We start from the raw sequence: 16333 nt of genomic DNA, 5'->3' as shown, positions 1-16333 counted from the left end.
CCACTGCCTGTCCCGCCTGGCCGGGGTTCGTTCTGACCCAGGCCAGGCGGGGCGGCCTCAGGCGGGCTCCGCCGCGGTGAGGACGTCGAAGGACCACAGCGCCCACTTGTCGGCGTAGGTCACCGACTCGGGGGCGCGATGCGGGCGGGTGGCGTACCACGCGTCGTACGCCTCGGTGTCACGCCACTGGGTGACCACCAACCAGGTCGTGCGGTCGTCGGTGGGACGCAGTACCTGGAAGCCCTCGAACCCATCCGCATGTTCGATTTTGCCTGGGCGGGCCGAGAACCGTTCGACGAATTCGTCACCGTGACCTTCGGTGATGTCGATCGCATTGATTTTGACGATGCTCATCGTTACTCCTTTGGGTCGGTCGCCGCGGGTGGCTCAGAGTGTTCGGGGTCTTTGACGAACGTCAGGATGGCGACGATGTCGCTGACGGCTCGCAGGTCGTGTTTGCGGTCTGGAATCACCAGGTAGTCGCCCGCGGAGCCGCGCCACGCCGTCTCGGCGGTACGCACGACGGCCGTTCCCGACAACAGTTGCAGGGTGGCCTGCCCTGGATTCTCGTGCTCGCTCAACGCCGACCCGGCGCACAGTGCCAGCACCAGCTGCTTCAGGCTGCGGTGATCTGCATTGATCGCAGCCGTGGCTCGCCCGGACGACGCTTCGTGAGCGCGGGTCAGGAGTTCCTGTCCGATTTCGTGCAGACTTTTCATCGGCGTCGCGAGCATCAGTTTTCCCTTCGGGTGCGGCGGGTCAACGTGATCTGACACGAGTCAGGTCGCGGGAAAGGGGTGAGTTGGGCCGCCACCGAGGTCCCGGCAGTGACGCGGGTGATCCCGTCCACCATGCCGTCGTGCAGGGAGCAGATGACGTCACCGTAGTCAGTGATGAGGTCGAGGAAGGGACAGTGCCACAACGTGATGTCGGCGCGGTCCCCGGTGAGGGTGGCTGTCGGCGCGAACTCGTGGGCCTCGAAGCGGGATGTGAGTGCGGTGGTGGCACGGGTGAGTGGGGCGCCGTCGATGGCCGCTGTCGGCTGCTCGGACGCCCACGCCTGTCCGGCCGCACGTGCGAGTGCGCGACCATTCGGCTCCGCACGCAAGGTGCGCGCGAGGAGCCCCGCCAGCAAGCGGTACCGGGTGGGCCCGGTCGGGTCCATACTGGTCGTCGCGCGATAGGTCATCGGTGGGCGGCCACGGCCGCGCGGAGCGCCGGGTACGCGTTCGGCGAGTTGTGCACCAACCAGCTCCTCCAGGTACAGCCGGGTGGTCTCGACCGGCCAGCCCACCTCGTCCGCGACCTGCTGGGCGGTCATGGCGCCGGTTGCCCGGTGGAGAACCTGGCGCAGGGCTGTTCGCCGACTCGTCACGACCCAAATATACACAGGGCAATTTGGGTAAATTCCGTGCTGTTCATCTCGGCCCCCTAGGGTCTGTTCCGTGGAGCGGCTGGTGCGGCGGTTGGGGGTAGCTGATGCGGTGGTCATCGGGCTGGGGGCGATGCTCGGTGCGGGTGTCTTCGTGGTCTTCGCCCCGGCAGCCGCGGCGGCCGGCGGGACCGGCGTGTTGCTGGCACTTACTCTGGCCGGGTTCGTGGCGTTGTGTAATGCGACCAGCTCGGCCCGGCTGGCGGCCCGCTACCCCGAATCCGGCGGTACGTACGTCTACGGGCGGGAGCGGCTCGGGCCGTTCGCCGGGTTCCTGGCCGGCTGGGGATTCGTGGTCGGCAAGACCGCAAGCTGTGCGGCGATGGCGCTGACGGTTGGGGCGTACCTCTGGCCGGGCCGAGCCCGGCTCGTCGCCGTCGTCGCCATTGCGGCCGTCACCGCCGTGAACCTGCGTGGTGTGGGAAAGACGGCGCTGGCCACGAAGGTGCTCGTCGGGGTGGTGCTGGGGGTCCTGTCCCTGGTCGCGGTGGTCGGCCTGACCGGCTTCGCGGCGGAGCGGATCGGCGACGTCGGCTCGGTCGGCGGCGGGGTGTTCAGCGACGCCGGCGGCGCCGGGGTGCTGACCGCCGCGGGGCTGCTCTTCTTCGCCTTCGCCGGGTACGCCCGGATCGCCACTCTCGGTGAAGAGGTGCGCGACCCGGGGCGAACGATCCCCCGATCGGTGCCGCTGGCGCTGGGTGTGGTGCTGGCGATCTACCTGGCGCTGGCGGTGATCACGTTGGGGGTGCTCGGCCCGGACCGGCTGGCCGCCTCCGCCGCACCCCTGGCCGACGTGGTGACCTCCGTCGGGCTGCCCGGTCTCGCCTGGGTGGTCCGGGTCGGTGCGGCCGTGGCGGTGATCGGGGTGCTGCTCTCGCTGCTCGCCGGCGTGGGGCGGACCCTGCTGGCGATGGGCCGCCGACGGGACCTGCCGGGCGGCCTGGCCGCCGTGCACCGGGTGCACCACGTGCCGTACCGAGCCGAGCTGGCGGTGGCCGTGGTGGTGGCGGCCGTGGTCCTCGTCGGTGACGTGCGCGGCGCAATCGGCTTCTCCAGCTTCACCGTGCTGGTGTACTACGCGATTACCAACGCCGCGGCGCTCACCCTCGGCCGTGACCCGGGCCGTCGACTGCCGGTACGGCTGCTCGCCGTGCTGGGGCTGGTCGGCTGCGTCACGTTGGCGGTCAGCCTGCCGCCAGCCAGCGTCGGGGCGGGTCTCGGCGTGCTCGCCGTCGGTGCCGCCTGGTACGCGCTGCGTCGGCGGTACCTCGACCGCGCCGGAGGCCGCTGACCAACTCGTCAGCGTCACCTCCGGCCCCACGCCGACCCGGTCGCGAAGGTGTCTCCTCGGTGCGGGTCAGCCGCGCCGGGCGGCGTCGATCAGCTCGGTGACGGCGGCGGCAGCGGCGTCCGGCCGGCCGTGGCGGCGGGCGGCCTCCGCCAGGGCGTGCCGACGCTGCGCGTCGTCGAGCAACGTCAACAGTTCGACGCGGAGCGCGGCCCCGGTGGCGTTGCCGCCGGTGAGCATCCGCGCCGCGCCGGCCTCGGCGAGGTGCCGGGCGGTCTGCCGCTGCTCGTCGCCGGAGGTCGGCACGAGCGGGATCAGGATCGCCGGCCGGCCCAACGCGGTCAGCTCGGCTACTGTGCCGGCGCCACTGCGGGCGACCACGATGTCGGCGGCGGCGAGCACGTCGGGCAGTTGTCCATGGATGTAGTCCACGACGCGGTAGCGGGCCTGTAGGTGCGGCGGTAGCTGGGCGGCGACCTGTCGCATGCGGTCCAGGCTGTACTCCCCGCACTGGTGCAGCACCTGGCAGCGCTGCAGGACATCGGGGAGGACCTCGGCGATCATCTGGTTCACCTGCACCGCGCCCTGCGCCCCGCCGGTGACGAAGACCAGTGGCAGGTGCGGCTCCAGCCCGTAGGCGGCACGGCCGGCAACCGGGTCTCCGGCGAGCATGTCAGGGCGGACCGGGTTGCCGGTGACCACCGCCCGGGCCCGGGCCCGCTTCGACAGATTCGTCAGCGAGGAGGTGTGGCTCAGCAGCACCCGGCTGGCGAAGAGGGCGAGAATCCGGTTGGCCAGGCCCAGGTTGAGGGTCTGCTCGTGCATGACCAGGGGCCGCCGGGCCAGCCAGGCGGCCAGACCGATCGGGACGGCGACGTAGCCACCGGTGGAGAGGACCACGTGCGGCCGGACCCGCAGCACGGTCGCCATGGCCTGCAGCACGCCGATCGGAATCCGGAACGCGTCAGTTATGTTGCGCCACAGCTCCTGGCGATTGGGGGAACGCCGTAACTTGCCGGTGGTGATGGCGCGGAAGGGCAGGCCCTCCTGCCGGGCGATCTTCGCCTCCAGGCCCTGCTCGACACCGACCCAGAGGATGTCGGGCGCGGCGCCGGTCTCGGCGAGGCGAGCGCGTAGCGTCCGGATGGTCGTCAGCGCCGGGTAGGTGTGCCCCCCGGTGCCGCCGCCGGTGACGATGATCCGCAAGCCGTGGAGCTGCTGAGCACTGTAGACGGCCACGCGTTCCCCTGTGCAGGGTCTGTCCGGCTGGCAGCCTTGCCGGTGAGCCGGAATGGACTGAGCGAGCGTTCTGGCGTTGTTCTAGATCGACTATAACGTCAGCGAACTCCGCCGCTTCGTCACCCGCCGCCGCGCCGGGCGGCACCGCTTCGGCGCGGTGTTCGGCCTCCGTCCGGTCTCGGTTCGGCGGAGGCGCAGCACCGCCGGAGAGGATTGTCGGGTGCGGCGGTGGGTAGGAAGCCGGGGTGCAGACGTTCCTTCCGTACCCGGACTTCCTGGCCAGCGCGGCCGCGCTGGACCAGCGTCGGCTCGGCAAGCAGCGGGTGGAGGCGATTCAGGTGCTGCGGGGGCTGATCCGTCCGGGTTACGGCTGGCGGCACCACCCGGCAGTGAAGATGTGGGTCGGCTACGAGGAGGCGCTGACCCGGTACGGGCTGGACGTGTGCGCGGTCTGGTGCGAGCCGGGGCGAGCCGACACCTGCGCCGCGACGCTGGTCACCGACCTGGCCGCCGCCCGGGGCATGCGTACCGTCCGCACCCAGGCCGAGTTGGCTGAGGTCGGTGAGCTGCCGCCCTGGCTGGGCCGCGACGACCTGCACCTGAGCCACCGTTCGTCACTGCTGCGCAAGGATCCGGAGCACTATCGCCCACAGTTTGGTGACATCCCGATCGACCTGGAATACGTCTGGCCCCGCTCTGACCGCGCCACCGGTTAGGAAGAAGGCCCGGCCACCCGGTTGGGAAGAGGGGCGCGTCCTCGTCAGGAAGAGCCACCGGACCGTGACCGGCGTCACCTGGATGGGGCGGGGCGGCGGCTGCGTCGATATCGTCACCGCGGCGAAGTGGACCGGAGGGAGAGTTTCGGTGGCGGCGGACGCGGAACTGCTTGTCGAGGTGGCCGGTCCGGTGGCGACCGTGGTGATCCAGAATCCGGCCCGCCGAAACGCGATGACCTCGGCGATGTGGCGGCGCCTGCCGGGGGTGCTCGATCGGCTGGAGGCCGATCCGGCGGTACGGGCCCTGGTGCTCACCGGAGCCGACGGCACCTTCTGCGCCGGAGCGGACCTCGGCGACCTCGACGAACTGCTGGACGCCGGTGACGCCAGTATCGCCGTCACGGCCGAGGAGCGGCTCGCCGCCTTCGCCAAGCCGACAATCGCCGCGATTCGGGGTGCCTGCGTCGGCGGTGGGTGCCAACTCGCCGTCGCCTGTGACCTGCGGCTCGCCGCCGACGACGCGCGGTTCGGCGTACCGCCGGCCCGGCTCGGCCTGGTCTATCCGGCGCCCACCACCGGCCGGCTGGCCCGGCTGGTCGGGCCGTCCACGGCGAAGGCCCTGCTCTTCACGGCGGAGCTGATCGACGCCGGGCGGGCGCTCCGGGTTGGCCTGGTTGACGAGGTGCTTCCCGCCACCGCGCTCTCCGCCCGGGTTGGTGCGGTTACCGCCATGGTCACCGAGCGGTCTCAGCTCAGCGTCATGGCCGCCAAGGAGATCGTTGACGGGCGGGCGGACGACGACCAGATCGCCTGGTGGCATGGGCAGGTGCGGGCCAGCGGGGAGGCCCGGGAGGGCGTGACGGCGGCCAACGAGCGCCGGCCGGCCCGTTTTCCGTGGTCCCCGCCCGAGGCGAGGCCCGGTGAAACGGGCACCGGGTAGCGGCTGGGCCGCGCCCGCCCCCGATCAGCGCGCTCGGGCGAGCAGGCCTCGGGGGCGGATCGAGTAGACCGGCTCGGTCGCGCCACCCTCATCCCGCAGGATGTGGTTGGCCGCGAGGATGCCGGTGGCGGCGGAGCGCTCCATCAGCGCACTGGGGAAGTCGGTACGGATGCCGTCGCCGGCCAGGTAGAGCCGGTCGGCGTCGGTGCGGACGCCGGGCCGCCCCGCGTGGCCGCCGGGCGGGAACGCGGGTGCCTGGGCCTCCACCCGGGCCCGCAGCTCGCGGATCTGCAGCCGCCCCGCCTCTGGCCAGAGGGAGCTCAGCTCGGTCCACATCCGTTCGGCCAACTCCTCGGCGGGCACGTCCGGTTCGCAGGCGTACGCGTGCAACTCCACCACCGCACCGCCGTTGCGCCCGGCCCAGCGGCGGGACTCCTCCTCCAGCCGGTGGTAGAGCGTCACCGAGTCCAGGGTGGGTTGCCGGGAGACCCCACTGAAGACCGCCCGCCCGGGAGCCACGTCCCCCGCACACCAGTAGCGGGCCACCGCGTACGGCGGACCGGGTTGGCCGAACTCGGGCATTCGCGCGACCAGGTCGGGAGCAGCTTCGGCGAGGATGGGGGAGGCCGCGACCAGCGCGGCGAGGGCCGGTGGGTCGACGGCGAGCACAACGTGTCGGGCCTCGTACGCGCCGGCGGTGCTCGCCACCTGCCAGCCGGTGGCGTCGCAGTGCAGCCCGGTGACCGCGGCCTCGGTGACGACCCGGCCGCCGTGCTGCGCGATGTGCCGGGTGAGGGGCTGCCAGATCGACGTCGCGTAGTCCGTCGCGGGGCAGTCGAAGGCCAGCCCCTCCGGGTTGCCCAACAGGTAGAAGTGGAACTGGGCGATCATCTCGGCGGCCGACATCTCCGCTTCGTGATTGAAGAACGAGTGGGAGAAGACCTCGAAGAGCATCGCCCGGGCTCGGTCCGGCAGCCGGAGCGAGGTGAGCAGGGCGTCGGCGGTGGTGTCGTCGAACTCGGCGTACGTCTGGATCGGGTCGTAGCTGAGCAACGGCAGCGCGGCGTCCCGGTTCATCGCGCGCAGGTCCCGTGGGCGCAGGCTGGGGCTGCGGAGCAGGAGGGCGAGCAGGTTCGCTGGTGCCGCGGGCGGCAGCTTGCCGAACTCCTCGGTCGGCCAGCTCGTGGACAGGACCGGGTAGCGCGGGATCCGCCGGAGGAATCCCAGCGCCGGGTCAACCCGGCGGAGGATGTTCCGCCAGTTGTAGTACTGGCGGAAGAAGGCGTGGAAGCCGTGTTCGTTGGTCCGGGTGCCGTCGGGCGAGGCCTCCGGCCATGCGCCGAGCCGCCCGCCGATGGTGGGGGCGGCTTCCAGGACGGTGACCGGGACTCCCCGTTCGGCCAGCACCACCGCTGTGGACATGCCGGCGATTCCGCCGCCGACCACCACGGTGGGCGCGGGGTCCGGCAGCCGCGGAGCACCGCCGCCACCGGGGTCCACCACGTGTTTGCGTACGCCGAAAGGTCGACCCGCCAGCTGCGACAGCGCCATCGCCCCAGTGTGCCGGAGTCGTGCCCACGTGGAGAATGGACTCGCGCTACTGATCTGCCGCAGTCGTGATCACCGGGCTGCGCGAGCGCTATCGACTGCTTACCATGCGTCGTATGACGGGGCCCTTCGATCGTGCATGGTGGAGCGGGCGACGGCTCCGAGGCAACAGCGATCCCTGGGCCCACTATGTGGTCTGTGGCCACGACGCCCTGGCGTACTGGGTGGTCAGGTCGCTGCTCGCCACCGAGCCGCAGCTGACCCGGATCCGGATCACGTTGGTGGTGCCCGAGCGGCAGCGGACAGACAGCCCGGACGGTCGAGATCTCGACGGCATCGAGGTCATCCGGGCCGATCGGCTCGACGAGGTGACGTTTCGCGATGCTCGCCTGGACCGGGCCGAGGGTTTGGCGCTGCTGCACCAGGACGACGTGGGCAACATGCATGCCGCGCTCTGTGCGCAGGAGGTGCAGCCGAGGCTGCGGTTGGTGGTGCGGATGTTCAACACCAGCCTGGCCAACGGGGTGCGACAGATCTTCCCCGACTCGGCGGTGCTCTCCGACGCCGCGATGGCGGCCCCTGCCTTCGTCGCCGCCGCGTTGGGCGAGGTCGCGCCGGCGCACTTCCGACATGGCGGTCGGACCCTCTACGTGGCCCGCCGTGTCGATCTTCGCGACGAGGACCTCGTCTGCCCGGTGGCGGACACCCGGGACCCGCGGGAGGTCCGGGTTCTGCCCGCGGAGGAGACCGCCGCCGACGTGGTGCTCGCTGAGGCGGCCGGTACGCCACCGGGAACCGAGGTGGCCGCACGCCGACTGCGTCGGGCCCGGCGGTGGCGCCGGCCGGTCTCGATGCTGCTCCGGGCGGTCCGCGGTTTCGCCACCCGCCGGATCGGCATCGCCGTGTTGGTGCTGCTGGCGGTGATCGTCGTGCTCGGCGGCCTCTACGCCAGCACCGCCGAGGTGAGCTGGGGGGAGGCGCTCTATCTGACCCTGGTCACCGCCCTGAGCGGGCAGGATCCGGACGCCGCCAAGCCGATCGGCGAACAGGTCCTGCAGGTGGTGCTCAACCTCTCCGGGCTGGCGCTGATCCCGTTGGTCACCGCCGTGGTGGTGGACGGCCTCGTCAACGCCCGGCTGGCGCTGCACTCCGGGCGGCCCCTGACCGACCGTTCCGGGCACGTGGTCGTGGTTGGCCTCGGCAACATCGGCACCCGGGTGACCGCCCAACTCCGCGACTTCGGCGTCGAGGTGGTCGCCATCGACAAGCATGCGGACGCGCGCGGCGCCGAGCTGGCCCGGCGGCTCGGTGTGCCGCTGGTGGTGGGGGACGCCTCCGCCGAAGAGACCCTGCGTGCCGCCTCGGTCGCTACCTGCCAGGCCCTCGTCGTGGTCTCCACCGACGACGGGGTGAACTTGCGGGCCGCGCTGACCGCCCGTTCTCTCAACGACGATGTTCAGGTGGTGCTGCGGCTCTTTGATGGGCACTTCGCCGAGCGCGTCCAGCGGTCCTTCGGCATCGGCGTCTCACGGAGCGTGTCGTACCTGGCAGCGCCGTCGTTCGCCGGTGCCCTGCTGGATCGTGCCGTCATCGCCACCATCTCAGTCGGCCGGCACGCCCTGTTGGTAACCGAGGTCCCGGTCGCCGCCGGCTCCTCGCTCGAAGGCCAGCCACTCGCTACCGTCGGCCGTGCGGGGAGCGTCCGACTTCTCGCCCACGCCCGCTTCGGCCAGCGGTATGAGTGGGAGTTCGACCACCGGTTGGTGATTATGGCCGGGGACCGGTTGACGGTGGTTGCCCGCCGGGCCGGGCTGAATGCCCTACTCCGTGCGACCGGCCCCCTCGATGCAGAGTTGTCCGAGCCCTTGGCCGGCTCGTCTCGGGAGGTTGCGGCACCTCCGGCCGGCCCGTCGCCGGAGGCCGCATCGCCCCCGGCCGGCCCGTCGCCGGAGGCCGCAACGCCCCCGGCCGGCCCGCCACTGCCCCGGGAGGGGGAGCAGGACGGTGTGGTTGGTCAACAACCCGACTTCTCCGACTAGCCCAGGGTCGCGGAAGGCTCCAGCACCAGCGGAGAAGCCCCGAAGCTAATACCCATGCCTCGGTGCCGGGTCCAGTGTTGTTCGGTCACCGTTCGGCTGGTCAGGAGGGTGCGCCGCTGAGGACCTCGACCGCACCGGTGTCGAGGGAGTAGTAGGCGCCGACAATGGCGAGGTCCTGCTTCGCCACGAGCGGGGCGAGGTCCGGGTTGGAACGCAGGTCGTTCGCGGCCAACTCGATCTGGGCACGGACCATGGCATCGATCGGGTCGCTACCCCCCGCTGCGGCTACCTGTTCGTACGCCGGCTGAAGGGCGGTGACGATCTCCGGCAGGTTGCCGGGCAGCGTTTTGCCGTCACGAAGGGCGGCGTACGCCGCCTTGATGGCGCCGCAACGTTGATGACCGAGGACCACGATGAGCGGAGTGCCGCTGGTCAGGGGTCCGAATTCGACAGAACCGGTGACCACCGGGCCAACCGCCTCGCCGCCGGTGCGCGTCACGAAGAGGTCGCCCAGGCCGACGTCGAAGATGAGCTCCGGTGGCACCCGCGAGTCAATGCAGGAGAGGACCGCCGCGAAGGGCTTCTGCTCTTGGGCTACGGCCTGACGCCGGGCCAGGTCCCGGTTGGGGGCCTGCGGGTCGCCCTGTGCCCACCGCTGGTTGCCCTCCATCAGCCGCTCGAGTGCCGCCTCGGGCGTGGTGGGTGGCGCTTGGGGGGAGGTGCTGGTCGTTGGTGACTGTGCCTCCGTCGATGAGCAGCCCGCGAGCGCGGCCACGGTGCCGACAAGCGCGCCGGAGAGCAACGCCCTTCGATTCGGGCGTACAACTCTATTCATTAATTTCCCCTGAACTAGTGTGTAGCCAGACTCTCACCTTGAGCGGGGAAATCATATGTCTAAGCTCCCATAGAGGGACACAACAGGAGCATTCGTGGTGATCTGCTGGCGGCAGGTGGTGGTTCGGCGCGCAGGCCCCTCGCCGTCGTCGGACGAGCAGCTCCACGCCCTCGACCCACGCGACAGCGGTCCGAGTCAGTCCGCCGGCTCGGAGGTGTGCCTCCGATGGTCCTGGTCGATCCTCCTGGGCAGCGGAATGTCGTCCCAGGGCAGCCGGTGCAGCACCCGGTCCAGCAGGAGGCCGAGCAGCAGCCCGGCGATCGAGTCGGTCAACCAGTGCCAGCCCAGGTACATGGTCGTGGTGAACACCACCAGGGGCGGGACGACCCGTACCGCGATGGCGAGCCGGGGTGGCAACGTGCGCCCGTACGTCTCCAGCAGCTGGGCGAGGAGCAGGACGATCACGCCGTACCAGACGATCGCGTTGACGACGTGCCCGGACGGGTAGGAGCGGGTGTACTGCAGCGCCAACTCGTGCTGGAAGAGCGGCAGGGTCTGCTCCGGCGCGAGGAAGGGTTCGCGCGTGCTGGCGCTGGGCGCGGGCCGGGCCGTCGCCACCTTGAGCGCGCCGACGACGAGGTTGATCAGCACGAGCCCGGCGATCGGCGGCAGCAGCGGGCGGGCGGAGCGGAGCCGCACGGCGAGCAGAGCGCCGAGCCCGACCGCGACCAGGGTCAGCGGGCCGCCCTGGCCGAGGTGGTTGAGGAGCCACGCGATCCAGTACGCCGTGGCCGGGCGGTGCGCGTCCGACCAGTCGGCCACCGCCCGGTCGAGGCCGAAGAGGTGACCGGCGGCGAGGGCGGCGGTCAGGGCCACCAGACCGGCGAGGAGCAGCCCGTCGTACCACCAGCCGGCCGGGTGGACCGCCCGGAGCCGTACCGCTCGCCACCGGGTCGTCACCTGCCGCATCTCGGCCACGCTACCGGCCCGCGGGGCTTCCGGCCCGGCCCGGGTGGCTGTGTGCCGAACCACGCGGGGAGGCGTTCCGGCGGGGGAGGGCGCAAACTGGAGTGCGTGCGGATCACCTCGGCTCTCGTTGACCCGGCGCTGCTCGACCTTCCCTGGTCGACCCCGTTGGTGGAGTGGCCGGCGCAGCACCTGGTGGCGCTGCCGCAGGGCATCTCTCGGCATGTTGTCCGGTTCGTCCGGCTCGGCGGTTACGTGTACGCGGTCAAGGAGACCGGTGAGCGGGTGGCCGAGCGGGAGTACGACCTGCTGCGGGCCCTGGAGCGGATCGACTTCCCGACGGTGGAGGCAGTGGCGATCATCGCCGACCGGCAGACCGAAGCCGGGGAACCGTTGGACCCGGTGTTGATCACCCGGCATCTCCAGTTCTCCCTGCCCTATCGGGCGCTCTTCTCGCACACGCTGCGCCCGGAGACGATGCAGCGGCTCCTCGACGCGTTGGCCGCGCTGCTGGTACGGATGCACCTGACCGGCTTCTTCTGGGGCGACTGCTCGCTGTCGAACACGCTCTTCCGTCGGGACGCGGGCGCGTTCGCGGCCTACCTGGTGGACGCGGAGACCGGGGTGCTGCACCGCTCGTTGTCGAACGGGCAGCGTGGTGAGGACCTGGAGATCGCCCGGGTGAATATCTTCGGTGAGGCGTTGGACCTACAGGCGGCCGGGCTGCTGCATGAGTCGATCGACCCGGCGGTGGTGTGCGAGGAGGTCGTGCAGCGGTACGAGCGGCTGTGGCATGAGATCACCTATGAGCAGCAGATCGAGCGGGAGGCCCGGCACGACATCGAGGGCCGCATTCGTGGGCTCAACGAGCTGGGCTTCGACGTAGCCGAGATCGCCATGTCGACGATCGACGACGGGCGGTATCTGGTGCGGCCGAAGGTGGTCGACGCCGGCTACCATACCCGGCGGCTGCTTCGCCTGACCGGTCTGGACGCGGAGGAGAACCAGGCTCGTCGGCTCCTCAACGACCTGGACGCCTACCGGGCCGAGAGCGACCTGATCGATGAGCAGCAGGCGGCGCACCGTTGGCTGACCGAGGTCTTCGAGCCGGTGGTCCGCGCCGTGCCAGCGCACCTACGCCGCAAGCTGGAACCGCAGGAGATCTTCGCGCAGATCATCGAGCACAAGTGGCTGCTCTCCCAGCGGGCCGGCCGGGATGTCGGCATGGCCCCGGCGGTGCAGTCGTACCTCGGCGACGTGTTGGTGCACCGTCCCGACGAGCAGGCGGTGCTCGGGGTGGAGATTCCGCCCCCGAGCTGACCGGCGGCCTGCGTCAGTCCAGCCAGCTGCCGGCGCGCATCACCCGGACCACGTTCAGGTCGTCGTCGAGCACCACCAGGTCCGCTCGGCGACCGGGCTGGAGGGAACCGACCCGATCGCCGAGACCGATCGCACGGGCGGGCGTGGTGGCCACCATCTGGGCGGCCTCCGGGACGGCGAACCCGGTGGCGACCGCGTTGCGGAACGCGGCATCCATCGTCAGTGTGCTGCCGGCGACCGCCCCGTCGCTGGCGAGCCGGGCCACGCCGGCAGCCACGGTGACCCGCTGGCCGCCCAGCTCGTACTCGCCGTCGGGCTGGCCGGCGGCGGCCATCGCGTCGGTGACCAGGGCGGTCCGATCCACGCCGGCGGTGGTGGTGGCGAAGGCGAGCATGCCGTCGTGTAGGTGCACCCCGTCGGCGACCAGCTCGCAGACCACGGAGGGAGCTTCCAGCAGGGCGATCACCGGCCCCGGCTCCCGGTGGTGCACCGGGCGCATCCCGTTGAACAGGTGGGTGGCGACGCTCGCGCCGGCGGCGATGGCGGCCTGGGTCTGCTCGTACGTGGCGTCGGTGTGGCCGACCGCCGCGGTCACCCCGTGGGCGGTGAGCAGCTTGATCGCCGCGGTCGCTCCCTCGCGCTCCGGGGCGAGGGTGACCATCCGGATCGTCCCGTGGCCCAGCTCCAGCAGCTCGGTCAGCTCCTCGGTCGAGGGGTCGCGCAGGTACGCCGGGTTCTGCGCTCCACAGCGGTCCGCGGAGAGGTACGGACCCTCGAAATGGATTCCGGCGAGCACCCCTTCGGTGACCAGCGGCCGGTAGGCGGTGGTGGCGGCGCGCATCAGCGCGAACGGCGAGCTCACCAGGCTGGCCAGCAGAGTGGTGGTGCCGTGTCGGAGGTGGAAGCCGGCGGCGGCACGGGCCGCGTCGGCGTCTCCGGTGGTGAAGGTGTGCCCACCGCCGCCGTGGGTGTGTATGTCCACGAAGCCGGGGAGGATCCAGTGCCCGTCGCGCCCGGACGGGTACTCGGCGACCGCGGTGATCTGCTCGTTGTTGATCTCTACGCAGCCCTGACGGATCACCCCGGCCGGGGTCACCACCCTACCGGTCACCCGTACCGTCATCGCTTCTCCAGGTTGTCGAGGGCGAGCAGGGCGGCACCGAGGCAGCCCGCCTCGGTGCCGAGGGCCGCTGGGACCAGCCGCGGCTCGCGGTGGAGGGTCATTCGGTCGTGCAGTGCGGCCCGCAGCGGGTCGAGAAGTTGGGCGCCGGCACGGGCCAGCCCGCCGCCGAGTATGACCGTCTCCACGTCGAAGAGGGCCTGGCCGGTGGCGAGGCCGTCGGCGAGGGCCGCGACGGCCTCCGTCCAGACCTGCTGGGCCAGCGGGTCGCCGGCGGCGGCGCGGGCGGCCACCTCGGCCGCGCTCGGCCCCGGTGTGCTGCCGGCCAGCTCGGCGTAGCGACGGGCGACCGCCGCGGCGGACGCGATCGCCTCCAGACAGCCCGCCTGCCCGCAGCCGCAGCGCGGTCCACCGGGGCGGACCAGGATGTGGCCGAGTTCCCCGGCAGCGCCGTGCGCGCCGGCGGCGGCCGTTCCGTCGATCACATGGGCGGCGGCGATGCCGGTGCCGATGGCGACGAAGAGAACGTGTCGATCAGCCCGACCGGCGCCGAGGCGCGCTTCGGCGACGCCGCCGACGCGGACATCATGGCCGAGCACCGCCGGTATCCCGAGCCGGGTCGTGGCCAGGGCCCGCAGCGGCACGTCGCGGAAGCCGATGTTGGACGACCAGATCGCCACCCCCGCTGCTTCGTCGATGACGCCCGGGACGGCGAGGCCGAGCGCCACCGGGGCGAGCCCTTCGTGGCGGGCCGTGGCTGCCAGGGCCGCGGCGACGTCGAGGATGGTGTCGACCACCGCCGCCGGGCCGCGCGCGGTCTGGGTCGGGTGGTGTTCGGTGCGCGCGACCGTGCCGTCCCGATGGACCAGGGCGCACTTCATCCCGCTGCCGCCGACATCGATCGCGACCACGACCTGCTGCCGGTCGGGTGCGCCGCTCGGCGCTCCGCTCAGCTTCCCGCTGCTCATGCCAACACCACGGAGCGGGCGAGGTGCCGCGGCGCGTCGGGGTCGAGGCCGCGGCTGGTGGCGAGCGTGACGGCGAAGCGCTGCGCCAGGATCAGGTCGGCCATCGGGTCCAGCGGTGTGCGACTGGCGGCCCAGTTCCCGATCACGCTGCGGCATCCGTGGGTGCGGCTGTGCACGAAGGCTGCGCCGGTGGCCGCCACATCCTCCGCAAGCCCCTCGGGCAGGTCTCCGAAGGCCCAGACCAGCCGGCCTGGTGCGGCGACAGAGATCGGGCCGTGCCGGTAGTCCATGCCCGGGTACGCCTCGGCCCAGAAGGTGGCGGCCTCGCGGCACTTCAGCGCCGCCTCGTGGGCCAGCCCGACGGTCCACCCCCGGCCGAGGAAGGTGACCTGTTCGATCCGGGCGGGGTCGATCGGTAGGGGAGCGCGTACCGCCACCTCGGCGTCGGCGGAGAGCGCGGGGATGTTGTCGCCCAGGTGGGCGCGGAGCAGGGCCAGCGCGGTCGTCGCGAATCGGGTCTGCACCACCGCGCGTTCGTCGGCGAAGGCCAACGGCACCGTGGCGTCGGCCAGATCGGCGGCCGGGGCGGCGGGGTCACCGACCAGGACGGTGGTGGGCAGCACGCCGCGGAGCGCGGCGAGCAGATCGGTCACCTCGGTGGTGGTGCCGGAGCGGGTGATCGCGATCAGCCGGTCGTAGCGGCGGCCGGTGGGAAACTCGCTGGCCTGGAAGGCGTCGGTCTCACCGTGGCCGACGTGCTCGCGGCGGGCGGCGTAGGCCATCGCCATGAACCAGGAGGTGCCGCAGCCCACGACGGCGACTCGCTCGCCGGGCTGGGGCAGTCGGTCGACCACCGAGGTGGCCAGCCGTGCCGCGGTTCGCCAGCAGTCGGGTTGACTCGCGATCTCCATGTCGACGTACGACATCAGGTTCTCCTGAACGTGCGCAATTTGGCTCGTTAGGCCCGGCTTTCGCGCGCCATTGTGCGCCGATTGAGGTGGTGGTGGCAACCAGGCCCGGGATCGAGCAGAACCGGCGTTGCCTTTACGTAGTTTCGCGCACTAGTGTGCACGCACAATCAGCAATCGTGCAGCCGCTGGAGGGCTCGGGGTGGACCGGTACGCGAGATGGAACGCCCTGCTCGAGATGCTGACCGACAGCGGCCGGGTCAGTGTCGAGGGGGCCGCCGAGCGCCTGGCCGTCTCGCAGGCCACCATCCGCCGGGATTTCGACCAGCTCGCCCAGCAGCAGATGATCACGCGTACCCGGGGTGGGGCGGTTGCCAACGGTGTCTCGTATGACCTGCCGCTGCGGTACAAGTCCGCGAAGCACTCAGCCGAGAAGCAGCGGATCGGCGCGGCGGCCGCGGCGCTGGTGGCCCCGGGCACGGTGGTCGGTCTCAACGGCGGCACCACCAGCACCGAGGTGGCGCGAGCGCTGGCCGTACGGCCGGATCTGCACACCAGCGCCGAGGGCGCCCAGCTCACCGTGGTCACCAACGCCCTCAACATCGCCAACGAGCTGTTGGTCCGGTCCCGGATGAAGGTCGTGGTGGCCGGTGGGGTGGTGCGGCCCAAGTCATTCGAGCTGGTCGGCCCGCTGGGTGGGGCCCTGCTGCGCGAGGTCACCCTGGATGTGGCCCTGCTCGGGGTGGACGCGGTTGACCCGCAGCTCGGCGCCGCCGCCCACCATGAGGGGGAGGCGGCGATGAACAGCCTGATGGTGGCGCGGGCGAAGCGGGTGGTGGTGATCGCCGACTCGTCCAAGCTGGGTGGCCACGCCTTTGCCCGGATCTGCCCGGTGGACCGGATGGAGACCCTGGTCACTGACTCCGGTGCGGCGCCTGAGGTGGTCGCCGCCTTCCGCGCCGCTGGCGTGCGGGTTGTCTGCGCCTGAATCGCACGACCACACCTCCTATCGCC

Annotated in this window: 16 protein-coding genes; 6 read left to right on the top strand and 10 right to left on the bottom strand. The window is 71.6% G+C overall.

All coding sequences use genetic code 11. The features are described 5' to 3' along the window. Positions 1-57: 57 nt before the first annotated feature. Genes SALPAC6_RS0117710 through SALPAC6_RS0117700 form a run of 3 tightly spaced genes read right to left on the bottom strand, consistent with a single transcriptional unit; the run spans position 58 to position 1390 of the window. Entirely contained in the window at positions 58-354 is a 297-nt protein-coding gene (locus SALPAC6_RS0117710) for an antibiotic biosynthesis monooxygenase family protein (protein WP_018254707.1), read from the bottom strand. 2 nt (positions 355-356) lie between these two features. Then, positions 357-719 carry a cupin domain-containing protein gene (locus tag SALPAC6_RS0117705; protein ID WP_026189793.1) on the bottom strand — a complete coding sequence of 121 codons (363 nt, stop codon included), beginning with the start codon at positions 717-719 and terminating at the stop codon, positions 357-359. Positions 720-733: 14 nt separating this feature from the next. Further along, entirely contained in the window at positions 734-1390 is a 657-nt protein-coding gene (locus tag SALPAC6_RS0117700) for a helix-turn-helix transcriptional regulator (protein ID WP_026189792.1), read from the bottom strand. Positions 1391-1445: 55 nt separating this feature from the next. Here SALPAC6_RS0117700 and SALPAC6_RS0117695 point away from each other — a divergent pair, with 55 nt between their 5' ends. After that, positions 1446-2723 (top strand): APC family permease, encoded by a 1278-nt coding sequence (locus tag SALPAC6_RS0117695; protein WP_018254704.1) that lies wholly within the window; start codon positions 1446-1448, stop codon positions 2721-2723. A 66-nt stretch (positions 2724-2789) separates the two neighbouring features. On the opposite strand, the gene SALPAC6_RS0117690 is transcribed toward SALPAC6_RS0117695, so the two are convergent. Then, positions 2790-3959 carry a UDP-N-acetylglucosamine--N-acetylmuramyl-(pentapeptide) pyrophosphoryl-undecaprenol N-acetylglucosamine transferase gene (locus SALPAC6_RS0117690; protein WP_018254703.1) on the bottom strand — a complete coding sequence of 390 codons (1170 nt, stop codon included), beginning with the start codon at positions 3957-3959 and terminating at the stop codon, positions 2790-2792. A 245-nt stretch (positions 3960-4204) separates the two neighbouring features. Here SALPAC6_RS0117690 and SALPAC6_RS0117685 point away from each other — a divergent pair, with 245 nt between their 5' ends. Together SALPAC6_RS0117685 and SALPAC6_RS0117680 are read left to right on the top strand one after the other, a co-directional pair. After that, the gene (locus SALPAC6_RS0117685; RefSeq protein WP_018254702.1) at positions 4205-4675 is read left to right on the top strand and encodes an MSMEG_6728 family protein; all 471 of its coding nucleotides are present in this window, start codon (positions 4205-4207) and stop codon (positions 4673-4675) included. A gap of 64 nt (positions 4676-4739) precedes the next feature. Further along, positions 4740-5615: an enoyl-CoA hydratase/isomerase family protein gene (locus SALPAC6_RS0117680; protein ID WP_018254701.1), complete on the top strand. Its 876-nt coding sequence runs from the start codon at positions 4740-4742 to the stop codon at positions 5613-5615. Between the two features lie 24 nt (positions 5616-5639). Here the strand turns inward: SALPAC6_RS0117680 and SALPAC6_RS0117675 are convergent, their stop codons facing one another. Continuing rightward, positions 5640-7166, bottom strand: a complete 1527-nt coding sequence (locus SALPAC6_RS0117675; RefSeq protein WP_018254700.1) for an FAD-dependent oxidoreductase — start codon at positions 7164-7166, stop codon at positions 5640-5642. A gap of 113 nt (positions 7167-7279) precedes the next feature. Here SALPAC6_RS0117675 and SALPAC6_RS0117670 point away from each other — a divergent pair, with 113 nt between their 5' ends. Continuing rightward, a complete protein-coding gene (locus SALPAC6_RS0117670) occupies positions 7280-9202 on the top strand; it encodes an NAD-binding protein (RefSeq protein ID WP_033774551.1) in 1923 nt (640 codons plus the stop codon). A 100-nt stretch (positions 9203-9302) separates the two neighbouring features. Here SALPAC6_RS0117670 and SALPAC6_RS0117665 read toward each other — a convergent pair whose 3' ends face one another. Both SALPAC6_RS0117665 and SALPAC6_RS0117660 read right to left on the bottom strand, forming a co-directional pair. Further along, positions 9303-9872: a carbonic anhydrase gene (locus SALPAC6_RS0117665; RefSeq protein ID WP_026189789.1), complete on the bottom strand. Its 570-nt coding sequence runs from the start codon at positions 9870-9872 to the stop codon at positions 9303-9305. A gap of 360 nt (positions 9873-10232) precedes the next feature. Further along, a complete protein-coding gene (locus tag SALPAC6_RS0117660; protein ID WP_018254697.1) occupies positions 10233-11069 on the bottom strand; it encodes a phosphatase PAP2 family protein in 837 nt (278 codons plus the stop codon). 42 nt (positions 11070-11111) lie between these two features. Here SALPAC6_RS0117660 and SALPAC6_RS0117655 point away from each other — a divergent pair, with 42 nt between their 5' ends. Next, the gene (locus SALPAC6_RS0117655; RefSeq protein ID WP_018254696.1) at positions 11112-12323 is read left to right on the top strand and encodes a DUF4032 domain-containing protein; all 1212 of its coding nucleotides are present in this window, start codon (positions 11112-11114) and stop codon (positions 12321-12323) included. A 13-nt stretch (positions 12324-12336) separates the two neighbouring features. On the opposite strand, the gene nagA is transcribed toward SALPAC6_RS0117655, so the two are convergent. The 3 genes from nagA to SALPAC6_RS0117640 are packed head-to-tail and all read right to left on the bottom strand — an operon-like array spanning position 12337 to position 15337. After that, positions 12337-13446 carry an N-acetylglucosamine-6-phosphate deacetylase gene (gene nagA / locus SALPAC6_RS0117650; protein ID WP_018254695.1) on the bottom strand — a complete coding sequence of 370 codons (1110 nt, stop codon included), beginning with the start codon at positions 13444-13446 and terminating at the stop codon, positions 12337-12339. Further along, on the bottom strand, positions 13443-14411 hold the full coding sequence (locus SALPAC6_RS0117645; protein WP_018254694.1) for an ROK family protein: 969 nt from the start codon (positions 14409-14411) through the stop codon (positions 13443-13445). Before SALPAC6_RS0117645 ends, nagA begins: the two co-directional genes overlap by 4 nt. After that, positions 14408-15337: an SIS domain-containing protein gene (locus SALPAC6_RS0117640; protein WP_018254693.1), complete on the bottom strand. Its 930-nt coding sequence runs from the start codon at positions 15335-15337 to the stop codon at positions 14408-14410. The genes SALPAC6_RS0117645 and SALPAC6_RS0117640 overlap by 4 nt, the downstream gene beginning before the upstream one ends. 184 nt (positions 15338-15521) lie before the next feature. On the opposite strand from SALPAC6_RS0117640, the gene SALPAC6_RS0117635 reads away from it, so the two are divergent. Continuing rightward, entirely contained in the window at positions 15522-16307 is a 786-nt protein-coding gene (locus tag SALPAC6_RS0117635) for a DeoR/GlpR family DNA-binding transcription regulator (protein WP_018254692.1), read from the top strand. The last annotated feature ends 26 nt before the right edge of the window (positions 16308-16333 follow it).

Source organism: Salinispora mooreana (assembly GCF_000379065.1).
Taxonomy (GTDB): domain Bacteria; phylum Actinomycetota; class Actinomycetes; order Mycobacteriales; family Micromonosporaceae; genus Micromonospora; species Micromonospora mooreana.
Note: the sequence above shows the minus strand (reverse complement) of the source record. Positions and strands in the feature narration are given on the sequence as shown.

What these genes read in the sequence shown, in the direction of transcription:
- nagA (WP_018254695.1), bottom strand. Translation starts at nt 13,446, where the DNA reads ATGACGGTACGGGTGACCGGTAGGGTGGTGACCCCGGCCGGGGTGATC.
- SALPAC6_RS0117645 (WP_018254694.1), bottom strand. Translation starts at nt 14,411, where the DNA reads ATGAGCAGCGGGAAGCTGAGCGGAGCGCCGAGCGGCGCACCCGACCGG.
- SALPAC6_RS0117640 (WP_018254693.1), bottom strand. Translation starts at nt 15,337, where the DNA reads ATGTCGTACGTCGACATGGAGATCGCGAGTCAACCCGACTGCTGGCGA.
- SALPAC6_RS0117710 (WP_018254707.1), bottom strand. Translation starts at nt 354, where the DNA reads ATGAGCATCGTCAAAATCAATGCGATCGACATCACCGAAGGTCACGGT.
- SALPAC6_RS0117705 (WP_026189793.1), bottom strand. Translation starts at nt 719, where the DNA reads ATGAAAAGTCTGCACGAAATCGGACAGGAACTCCTGACCCGCGCTCAC.
- SALPAC6_RS0117665 (WP_026189789.1), bottom strand. Translation starts at nt 9,872, where the DNA reads ATGGAGGGCAACCAGCGGTGGGCACAGGGCGACCCGCAGGCCCCCAAC.
- SALPAC6_RS0117675 (WP_018254700.1), bottom strand. Translation starts at nt 7,166, where the DNA reads ATGGCGCTGTCGCAGCTGGCGGGTCGACCTTTCGGCGTACGCAAACAC.
- SALPAC6_RS0117670 (WP_033774551.1), top strand. Translation starts at nt 7,280, where the DNA reads ATGACGGGGCCCTTCGATCGTGCATGGTGGAGCGGGCGACGGCTCCGA.